Origin of the sequence: Photobacterium sanguinicancri (genome assembly GCF_002265265.1) — a bacterium.
Taxonomy (GTDB): domain Bacteria; phylum Pseudomonadota; class Gammaproteobacteria; order Enterobacterales; family Vibrionaceae; genus Photobacterium; species Photobacterium sanguinicancri.
Genome location: NZ_NOIF01000186.1, coordinates 1 through 9,887, shown reverse-complemented (window position 1 = coordinate 9,887; position 9,887 = coordinate 1). Strand labels below are relative to the sequence as shown.

Here is a 9,887-nt window from a genome sequence, read left to right as displayed (position 1 = left end):
TTTTCAAGCTGTAGACGCCATACGCTAGGTAGCTCCGTCTCGTGGGCTCGGAGTTGTGTTTAAGAGACAGTTGTATTATTTGCTTACATACTGCTGAGCTGCAATGTACCTAAAAAGGGCAGGGGGTACGATAGTTAACATAGCATCTTATGATCTAAAACATGATTTTATGTGGGATGTTAATTTTGTGCTACTTAACTGATAATTTTAATGATTAAACTGGTAAATATCAGATTAAGAATGGCTTTTTGTTTAATCAACTTCGCAGTGGGTGTTAATGTTGTGGTTGTCTTTCGGGTTTATGTGTAGCATTGATGTGATGTTGAATTCTTATAAATAAATCATATTTTATACGCAACATTCTTTTACATACTCTTTGAATGCGCGATCAGCGAGCGATAAATATCCGTGTTTACGCCATGCAATTGCAATGTCTAAATACACTGGTTCTTCAAAAGGAACGGGCAATACGCCGTGCTCATGCTCTGTCACCATCTCAAGCAGAGCACTAATGGCAAAGTCACGTCTGACAATATTTAAAATCATCGGCAATAGATTTGTTTCAAAGGAAATGAGGGGCTGCAGCTTTTGAGTTTCACAGGCTCGATCAATGAACTCGCGGTGGAAGTAGCCTTTTTTAAACATCACTAATTCTTGGGCAAAAAATGTGGCAAAGTCGATAGACGACTTGTGTGCGAAAGGATGCTCTTCACCGACAACAGCAACCATTTGCGACGTTAGCAAGTGCTCAGTTTCCAGAGCTTGAGGCACGTTATGATTAATGATAACGCCTAAATCTAACTCTCCTTCTATCAGCATTTTACGAATTGACTGTGCCCCGCCTTCAACCATGATCAATTTGAGGTTAGGGTACTGGCTTTTAAAGCCCATTAAGATTTCAGGGAAGAAGTAAGATCCCAGCATACTGGGTACGCCTAACCGTACTTCGCCTTTTTCTAAGCCTCGTAATTCAGCCATCGCAACTTCGGCATCTTTTAATTGTTGTATAACCAAACGCGCATGCGGCATCAAGACTTCACCTTCGTGCGTTAAGGTGATCTTTCGTTCATTGCGGTGGAAAAGTTCAAGCCCGAGTGAAGTCTCTAGTTTTTTAATCGCAATGCTCAAAGCGGGTTGGGCAATATTGAGCACCTTAGCCGCTGCGGTGAAGTTGCCAATTTCGGCGAGAGTAACAAAGTATTTAAGCTGACGAACATCCATGGCTATATCTTTTATTTATCATCTTGATAGTTTCAATATATTTTCATTATTGGTGGCGGCTTGCTACTGTTTTGTCATTAATTTAAGAGGTGACAAGTAAAATGATTCAGGTTGGAACCGCCCCATATAAAAAGGCGACATTCGCTCTCGCGCTAGGGTCATTTTTAGTCTTTTGTAATTTGTACCTATTCCAGCCAGTCTTGCCCGTGATGGCGGAGCAGTTCTCGGTGAGTGCAACCAAGGTGAATTGGCTCTTGGCGGCGGGTACATTCAGCCTTGCGCTAACGTTAGTGCCTTGGGCGATAGCTTCTGAGAGTGTTGGTCGTTATCGCATCATGTTGGTGAGCTTGTTTTTACTGCCGATTGTTGGTTTGCTAATGCTGTGGGCTGATTCGTTATTCTTACTGTCATTAGCAAGGGCGCTGATGGGAATGGCTTTAGCTGGTTTTGCGGCCGTAGCTGTGGCCTACATGGCTGAAGAGTTTTCAACCAAAGCATTAATGCTAGCGGTGGGCACTTATATAAGCGCCAATTCGTTGGGTGGTATTTTTGGGCGCTTATTTGGCGGTATTACGACAGAGTATTGGGGATGGCAGGTCGCTGTCGTTGGTATGGCTATCTTCAGTTTTATCGGGGCATGTATTGTGTGGTGGCTATTGCCTAAACAACAAAACTTTTCGCCACCTAAACATGGATTTAGTCGCGCTCAATTTCGTGCTCAGCATCGTTTTATTGTTCAGCATTTACGGCAACGATCGTTGTGGTTAGCCATGCTTATTGGTGGTATTAATTTTGCCTTGTTTGTGAACTTGTATTCTGTGATGGGCTTTCGCTTAGTGGCACCGCCGTATTCAATGCCGTTGAGTATTACCTCTATGATTTTCTTATGTTATTTGAGCGGTACCATAACAGCCAAACTCAGTGGTCGGTGGAGCCAATCTTTTACTGTCACATCAGGCATGCTCTTGGGCTCCAGTGTGAGTTTAGCGGGGATGTGGGTCGCTGCAATCGAATCTATTCCAGCAATGCTCATTGGTTTGCTATTGATTAGCTCAGGTGCCTTTTTTACCCACTCATTAGCATATGCTTGGGTTAGCCGCAAAGCCAAATCGGCAAAAGCAACGGCGACGGCTCTGTACTTAGTTCATTATTATGTAGGTGGTAGCGTAGGTGGATTCTACCTTATTGCTTGCTGGCAGCATGGCGCTTGGCATGGGGTAGTAGCTGGTGGCATGGTGTTGTATATGGTGTTATTTACGTTATGTGTCTGGCTACGACGTTACGAGAAACAAACGGTAGATGCGAGTCAGGTATCCTCTTTAACTTAGCTCGGTTTATTGGCGCATTACGGATTTAATAGGATCAGCTTTAGCATACAAAAAAGGGTCATCAGCAGTGATGACCCTTTTCTGATTTAATCGATAGCCATCGCAAGCAAAGAAACAGGGTGAATCGTTTCTAGGTTGGTGTTTTCTTCTATCTGCCATTTACAGGTTTCACAATCGGTAATCGCAAAATCTGCATTGGATTGGCGAATTTGTTTAAACAGCTTTTCACCAATCGCCATGGATGTGTCGTAGTTTTCAGTTTTAAAACCGTATGTCCCTGCTAGGCCGCAACATTGGCTATCAAGCACAACGACTTCAAGGCCCGGGATCATTTTAAGCAGTTCAATGGTGTATAAGCTGCCGCCAGTACGCTCTAAGTGACAAGGCGTATGGTAGACAATCTTCTTATTGATTGGCTTCATTTTTGGCATGTCACCGTTCATGAAGGCTTTAAGCAAGAAGCGTGTTACGTATTCGATGTTATCAGCTACTTTACTGTTATCCACTTTAAGTACGTGAGGGTATTCCTCGCGTAGCGTAAACGAACAGGTTGAAGAAGTTGAAACGATCGGTGCATCGTACTTTTCAATCGCTTCTGCGAATTTCTTCACATTGAGCTTGGCGTTCTTTTTGGCTTTATCAAAGAAGCCATTGGCGATCAGTGGTACGCCACAACACTTTTCTTTATCAAGTAGCTGGACACCAATACTCATGGCATTCATGACTTTGACAAAGTCTTTACCCAGTTGCGGGTGGTTGTAATTCACAAAGCAGCCGTGGAAATAGTGCACTTGTTTTGGGTACAAGGCTTGGCTAGTACAGTTTTGTTTGTACCAACGGCGGAATGTTCCATGTGAGTATTTCGGCAGTGATTTGTGGTCATGTACGCCAATAGTATGGTGCATGACTTTTTTGACCGGCTTCAGCCCAGTAATGGCATTCACGATAGGAGCAAACGGTGTTGCAACTGATCCCATTAAATCTGTGTGACTGAGTACGTAATCACGGATTGTTTTGATATTTAGTGGCATTTTTGCGTGTTCATCACGTGCCACTGCAATTAAATCACCAATTTTCACGCCAGATGGGCAAGCGGTTTCACAGCGTTTACAGTTAGTACAAAGCTTAAGTGTTTCATCGTAAAACTCAGGGCTTTTCATACGTAAGCGTTCACCGTCAGGGCCGCATTGCTTTGGTCCTGGGTATTCTGGGTTCGCTTTTGCAACTGGGCAGTACACGGTACAAACCGTACATTTAATACATTGATCAAAGCTAGTGTCTTTTTTTGGAAGGCTCATGCGATAGTCCTTTCTTGTTGTTCTGGTACGTTTTCAATTTCACGCGTGTGGTTAGCAATCATTTGTTCGGCAACAAAGTGGCCAGTGCTGATTGCTACACCGCTGCCGCAACCTTCTGTGACAGGATCGTAGTGAGACAATAATGCGCCTGCACAGTAAAGGTTTTCGATAGCTTGTCCTTGGCGAGATGGCTGTAGGGAGGCATTCGCTTTGACACCCATTTTCATGAATGGATGCGCTTGTGAGCTAAAGAAATCGTGTTGATACCAGTTATCGCGATGTGGAATTGTGGATAAATCCAGATTAAAAATAGGTTCAATCACCGCTTGACGTTGTGCTTGCATGCCGTGGCTAAAAAAGCTGCCAGTTGCAATCAGAAAGTGGTCAGCAACAAGTGGCATTTCACGATGATTTCGGGTGTAGATTCTGGCTAATTTGCCATTTTCAAACTCACCACGCTTCACTTCGTCACCCGCAAGAATCAGTCCACCAAGGGCTTTATAGCGTGATTTCATTGCTTCTTCTAAACGTATGCCAAGTAGTGATGGTGGCATCGTTGGCAATTCGCAAATGGTAAAGCCAGTTAAGCCTTCAAGTAGCTTGATGGTTGCTGCGCCATCGCCGTTACCAAATACCGAAGGTAGAACAACCAGATCAGCTTGGCCGACTTGTTGAATTAATGATTTAGCAAAAGCATGTAGTTTAGATTCATCACGCAATACTCGTGAAATATCAATAGAGCGGAATTCGCAAGGGTTACGTTGCATGATTTCAAAATCAGGCAATTCTACAGCTGCGGTCGTGACCGTTACATCAGCAAATTGTGGCAGCTTAGAAACGTTATCTGCGGTTAATTCTGGTTGGAAGTCACGGAAACCATCAACGGTTACTAACGCAATACGTGTTAACCCTTGTTGTGGTTCAAACATAGGAAAAGGGTGGACGGTTTGTTGTGACAACCAAGTCGCACGAAATGTTCCCATTGGTGTAAGGCGTAAGTGATTGGTTTCATCACCTTGTGTTGTCAGTTGAACGCCACATTCAGCCATCATGGTTTGGTACCAATCAAGCGCATTTTTCACGTTTGACTGACCAATTTTACAATAAGGGTGTTCAGGCTGTTGCTGCTCTAAGGCAGAAAAAGCGTCGAACGGATGCGTGACTAATTCACCATTAGGTAAGCGGCCTAATAGATCGATAGAACCTGAAGAGAAGTGTAGGGCACTCTGTCCTGCAGCAATTACTGCTGTTTTTAAACCTGCTTCAGCACAACGAATGGCACAGCTTAGGCCAGCAACACCACCGCCGATAATTAAGCTATCAAATTTCATTGTGCAACCTCACTTTGTGCTTCGCTTTTCATTGTTGTCGTTGGAATATCGCCGTTCGGGATGTCATTACTTGGAGTGTCATTTGTCGGAATATCGCTGCCGCCAAATAGGCCTTCATAAATCCAATAGGTAAATTCACCTTCACGTAGTGCATCACCCCAGAAAACAGGTTTAATGCCTTTCCAGCGCTCTTCGAGAAATTCATTTAAGAGCTGGCTAGATTGGTTGCCTGTGGTTTTTCCATACTCTGAAAATAGTCCTGCCGCGCGGTATGAACACAATTCGCCTTGGCATGGTCCCATGCCGACACGTGTACGGCGGCGTAAATCCACTAAGTTATGGACGTTTAACTCTTTGATTGCGTACTCAACCTCACCACTGGTGACCATTTCACATTCACAAATGACGGCTTGGCTTTTCTTGTCATTTTTAAGGAATTTATCGGCACGCTCACCATGACGGTAATAAGCTGATTGGTAAACTGGCTTGGCAAGGCTCGCGGTTTTCTTGACAGATTTAGACGCTTGCTCAGAACCGGGTAGCGGAACTTCATGGGTGCTACATGCTGTGGTATTACCGAGCTTCTTAGCCACTAAATCTGTGGTCCATTCGGCCATCATGCGATAGGTCATAAGTTTACCGCCGGTAATGGTGATGAAGCCTTCCATACCATCACGCTCAGCGTGATCCAGTAATACGATGCCGCGGCTAATATTACGGCCACTGGTATCACCATCAACGGCAACAAGTGGGCGCACACCCGCATAAGCACGAAGTACACGAGTGTTGGCCATGATAGGTGCTAGCTTGGTGCCTTCTTCTAGCAGGACATCAATTTCTTTGCTTGAGACGTGCAAGTCATCAATTTTGTCGTAATCAATACGCTCAGAGGTGGTACCGATAAGTGAAATAGTGTCACCGGGTACAAGAATGTCGGCGTCTGATGGCTTACGACAGCGGTTGATCACTAGGTTGTTAATACGGTAATCAAGAATAAGCAGTGAACCTTTGGCTGGGAACATCTTGATGTTCAAATCACCATATTCACAAATTTGTTGGCCCCAGATCCCTGCTGCATTGACCACTTGTTTAGCATAAATTTCAAAGCCTTGGCCTGTGGCGGTATTCAAGCATTTCACGCCTTTAACGGTATCACCATCGCGGATAAGGCCAGTGACAAGGGTGTGGTTAAATAAGCGAGCGCCACGTTCAACGGCGTCTAACACGTTGGAAGAGGCTAAGCGGAAAGGATCGATTGTGCCATCAGGCACTTTCACCGCGCCAATCATGCTTGGGTTGCAGTTTGGCTCAAGGCGCAGTGCATCTTGTGGTGACAGTTGTTCTACATCAATGTCAGCACGGGTGCAGGCGTTGATGAAGTTTGCTTGGAAATCTAAATCATCTTCTGGCAATGAGATGAATAAGCCTTGCGTATCTTCAACGCAGTGACGAGCAATCTTTTTTAGGATGCGGTTTTCTTGAATACACTCACGCGCAGATTCTTCATCTGTCACGGCATAACGTGCACCTGAGTGTAATAGACCGTGGTTGCGGCCCGTTGTACCTGAAGCGAGATCATCGCGCTCGATTAAAATACATGGAATACCACGGAGCGCACAATCTCGCATGATGCCTGTGCCTGTCGCGCCACCACCGATGATAACAACGTCTGTTTCATACCAATTATTCATGCTCGTTTTCGCTTATTCTTGTTATTGCCACACCTAAATCACGGATAAAAAGGACTTTACCAGTGTGTAGGGGGTAAATTCCTTTTCAATGTTGGTAAATATGCCACTTTTTATGCGGGTATTATTTGATCTGTTACACATAAATGAGCGAACGAGCATTCGTTCGCGCGTTATGTGATGATGGGCGTATCGGTGTGTTCGGTATTTAAGCGGCTTGACTGCTATTTGTGCGTGTTGGGGTGGAGGGGTAAAACAAGATAGATTACGTTGCATATAAATATGCCTATATTTTCATCAAACAACGAGTTTGGCTCGTTATTCAAACGTGTGGAATGTAAAACGAGGCCAAGGTATTCATGGGGGACGTTGAGGAATTAAAGGGCACACAGAGGTGATGCGTGTTAAGCAACGGCTTTACGGCGCTCATTTTGGCTGTAAATGTACCCCAATGGATGAAAGCGAGCACAATCACGCCCTGCATCTTTACATTCATAGAGCGCACGGTCTGCTCGTTCGATCAGTGATGACAAACTATCTCCGTGACTTAAACTACTAATGCCAACGGAAGAGGTAATACGAAGTTGGGTGCTCACAGCATTAATATCTAAGTTTAGTGAGCGAATCGAATCTAGCATGCGATTCGCTATATCTTGCGCTGCTTGGTGGTCGCAATTGGGTAAAAAAAGAATAAACTCTTCGCCACCATAACGGCCAAATAAATCAGTCTTGCGTATTTGGGATTGTATAAAATGCGTGAAGCGCTTTAAAACATCATCGCCCGCACCATGCCCCCATGTATCGTTAACACGCTTAAATTTGTCGATATCGAACAAAAGTACGGAAAAAGTCTGTTGATTTTGCTCACAGGCTTCAAGTGATTTTTGGGCGAGTTGTAGCAACATACGGCGATTGTAGATCCCAGTTAATGGATCGAGTGTTGCTTGGCGATAGAGTCGCATTAACATATAAAGTTTGGACTGTTGTGACCAAATCACCATTAAGGCTAAAACATTTTGCAGCCAGTAACCTGCCATGACTTCAGGGGTAAATAAACGTTGTGCTTTGACATCTACGCCTATTTGGCACAATGCAGTTATAGCGAGTAAGCCTAGGCTTTCTTTCAGCGTTAACGGTAGGATTGTTAAAATAGCAACATGGAGGATCGGCAATAAGGTGTAGCCATATTCTGCACCACTGTAGGCTTGTGGAAAATCCAGTACAGAAATGCAGTAAATATAAAAGGCATTTATCATTATCACCAGTAATATCAAACTCCACTGAGACTGGTAAAGTTTAGTGTGGTGATGTGAGTGCCATGCGGTCATCAGTAAACCGCAACCAAGCATAAAACGGGCGATAGCAATGGGAGCAGATTGGTTTTCAGAAAGGAAAACTAAATCTAGCGGGATCCATAAAATGATTAATAAGCCCCAAACGACGCTCAATAGTGTGATCCGGCTACGTAAATAACCACTGCGAGTATTTTGAAAGCTTGTACTGTGAGCGGCCGTGCTCCATAAATCCGGTAAGTAGTGCCTTACTGTTCTGACTACCTGATTGATATTTTCATGCATAACCATTCGGCGAGAGATTTCCTTTTTCTAGCAATGAATGAGACTTAGCAAATTGGGAGACATTTTAGTCGAGATTATTCACTAGATTGAATAGTTTAGCCGTGATGTTGATCCAAGAAATAGCTTCTTGATTGGCTGTGAAATAGTGAAAGGGTGATTTGAACCTACTTTACATCGCTAGTTTTTATCTGAGAAGCAGATATAATTCTGCACTTTGTTAATACTGATGCCGATGCAGCCGATGCCTTATATTATTTTTCTTATTCCAGCTTTGCTAACTGCTCAGCTTATTTTTACTCTTGTTTTGACTAAAGGCGAAATCTGCCCTGGTCAACGTGGGCGAGTACATAAAACATTACCAGTACTTGTGCTTGGTTGGGTGCTTGTCATTATTCAATTACCACTCGCAATTTTACCGTTACTTGCACTTGCTTACTTTACGATCAAAGTGAAAACCGGAAAAACCCGTGATGCTGGCCCACTAAATATGCTTTCTTTTGCGAATGGCTTGGCTGGTTTAGCGCTGCTTTCTGTCTTGTTCCGTGTGAATTTGCCGATGGCGGGACTAAGCCTGACATTAGGGGCAGCACTAGGTGCATTGCTAGCACATACCTTACTGACACAAGCACGTACTCGTTTACAGGCTTTCCATCGTTTACTGCCGTTTGGTGGTTTTGCTGGTGCCATAGTCTCGCTGCCATTTTTAGTTTGGTATTTGTCTCAGTTCGATGAGACGGCTTTAGCGTCAATTACCTCAGTCGTGATTACTGCACTTGTGGCTATGGTAGTTGCTTTGCTTGTTTGGACCGGTCATTTAATGCTTAATAAAAAAGCAAATCGCTGGCAGTTGCTAGGTGCTTTTGGTCTGTTGGTGGTATCTAGTGGACTACAACTGAGTTTGTTCTAATCATTTAGCTTAGCGCTTCGATACTAAGAAGCTAAGAAGCTAAGAAGCTAAGAAGCTAAGAAGCCAACCTTACTGAGGTTGGCTTTTTTATGGGTGCTGCACCCTTGCCGTTCACTCAATGGGTCGCTATCGGCTAAGCAATCACTGAAAGGTAACTATCCAAGCGTGACTAACGTGTCAATTTTGTATGCTTGCCTTCGATTAATTATCGATACTTATTGATAACTAACTATGCTTAACAGTGAGGTTTATACTGAAATGATGGGGTGGAGGAAGCATGGAAATCAACAATCTGCTCAAGCTGGATGGGCACATAGTACTTGGCATTGTGAATGAAAAACTACGCTTAGAGTGCAACTCAGTCGATGAATTACTGAGCCGCTATGAACTCGACAATGATGAACTCATGGAAAAAATGGGGGCGTTGGGTTTTCAATACGACCCGATTAATAATCAGTTTAAATAATCGTTTAACGCCTCTATTTGCTATTGAGGCGTTTCTCTTTAATAACATAAATATAATTGATTTATAAAATA

8 protein-coding genes are annotated in these 9,887 nt (G+C 43.8%); 3 read left to right on the top strand and 5 right to left on the bottom strand.

Annotated features, from left to right (window positions below; all coding sequences use genetic code 11):
* Positions 1-348: 348 nt before the first annotated feature.
* Positions 349-1,221 carry a LysR family transcriptional regulator gene (locus ASV53_RS20220; protein WP_094958429.1) on the bottom strand — a complete coding sequence of 291 codons (873 nt, stop codon included), beginning with the start codon at positions 1,219-1,221 and terminating at the stop codon, positions 349-351.
* Positions 1,222-1,322: 101 nt separating this feature from the next.
* On the opposite strand from ASV53_RS20220, the gene ASV53_RS20215 reads away from it, so the two are divergent.
* Positions 1,323-2,549, top strand: coding sequence for an MFS transporter (locus ASV53_RS20215; protein ID WP_094958428.1), 1,227 nt, complete (start codon positions 1,323-1,325; stop codon positions 2,547-2,549).
* 86 nt (positions 2,550-2,635) lie between these two features.
* On the opposite strand, the gene glpC is transcribed toward ASV53_RS20215, so the two are convergent.
* The 4 genes from glpC to ASV53_RS20195 all read right to left on the bottom strand — a co-directional run bounded on the left by glpC (position 2,636) and on the right by ASV53_RS20195 (position 8,314).
* Positions 2,636-3,847: an anaerobic glycerol-3-phosphate dehydrogenase subunit GlpC gene (gene glpC, locus ASV53_RS20210; RefSeq protein ID WP_094958427.1), complete on the bottom strand. Its 1,212-nt coding sequence runs from the start codon at positions 3,845-3,847 to the stop codon at positions 2,636-2,638.
* Positions 3,844-5,178 carry a glycerol-3-phosphate dehydrogenase subunit GlpB gene (gene glpB / locus ASV53_RS20205; RefSeq protein ID WP_094958426.1) on the bottom strand — a complete coding sequence of 445 codons (1,335 nt, stop codon included), beginning with the start codon at positions 5,176-5,178 and terminating at the stop codon, positions 3,844-3,846. The genes glpC and glpB overlap by 4 nt, the downstream gene beginning before the upstream one ends.
* On the bottom strand, positions 5,175-6,869 hold the full coding sequence (gene glpA, locus ASV53_RS20200) for an anaerobic glycerol-3-phosphate dehydrogenase subunit A (protein WP_094958425.1): 1,695 nt from the start codon (positions 6,867-6,869) through the stop codon (positions 5,175-5,177). Before glpA ends, glpB begins: the two co-directional genes overlap by 4 nt.
* 401 nt (positions 6,870-7,270) lie before the next feature.
* Positions 7,271-8,314 carry a GGDEF domain-containing protein gene (locus ASV53_RS20195; protein WP_189337928.1) on the bottom strand — a complete coding sequence of 348 codons (1,044 nt, stop codon included), beginning with the start codon at positions 8,312-8,314 and terminating at the stop codon, positions 7,271-7,273.
* 370 nt (positions 8,315-8,684) lie between these two features.
* On the opposite strand from ASV53_RS20195, the gene ASV53_RS20190 reads away from it, so the two are divergent.
* Positions 8,685-9,350, top strand: a complete 666-nt coding sequence (locus ASV53_RS20190; RefSeq protein WP_094958430.1) for an HI_1241 family integral membrane domain — start codon at positions 8,685-8,687, stop codon at positions 9,348-9,350.
* 277 nt (positions 9,351-9,627) lie between these two features.
* A complete protein-coding gene (locus tag ASV53_RS20185) occupies positions 9,628-9,816 on the top strand; it encodes a DUF4250 domain-containing protein (protein WP_094958423.1) in 189 nt (62 codons plus the stop codon).
* The last annotated feature ends 71 nt before the right edge of the window (positions 9,817-9,887 follow it).

What these genes read in the sequence shown, in the direction of transcription:
- ASV53_RS20220 (WP_094958429.1), bottom strand. Translation starts at nt 1,221, where the DNA reads ATGGATGTTCGTCAGCTTAAATACTTTGTTACTCTCGCCGAAATTGGC.
- ASV53_RS20215 (WP_094958428.1), top strand. Translation starts at nt 1,323, where the DNA reads ATGATTCAGGTTGGAACCGCCCCATATAAAAAGGCGACATTCGCTCTC.
- glpC (WP_094958427.1), bottom strand. Translation starts at nt 3,847, where the DNA reads ATGAGCCTTCCAAAAAAAGACACTAGCTTTGATCAATGTATTAAATGT.
- glpB (WP_094958426.1), bottom strand. Translation starts at nt 5,178, where the DNA reads ATGAAATTTGATAGCTTAATTATCGGCGGTGGTGTTGCTGGCCTAAGC.
- glpA (WP_094958425.1), bottom strand. Translation starts at nt 6,869, where the DNA reads ATGAATAATTGGTATGAAACAGACGTTGTTATCATCGGTGGTGGCGCG.
- ASV53_RS20190 (WP_094958430.1), top strand. Translation starts at nt 8,685, where the DNA reads ATGCCTTATATTATTTTTCTTATTCCAGCTTTGCTAACTGCTCAGCTT.
- ASV53_RS20185 (WP_094958423.1), top strand. Translation starts at nt 9,628, where the DNA reads ATGGAAATCAACAATCTGCTCAAGCTGGATGGGCACATAGTACTTGGC.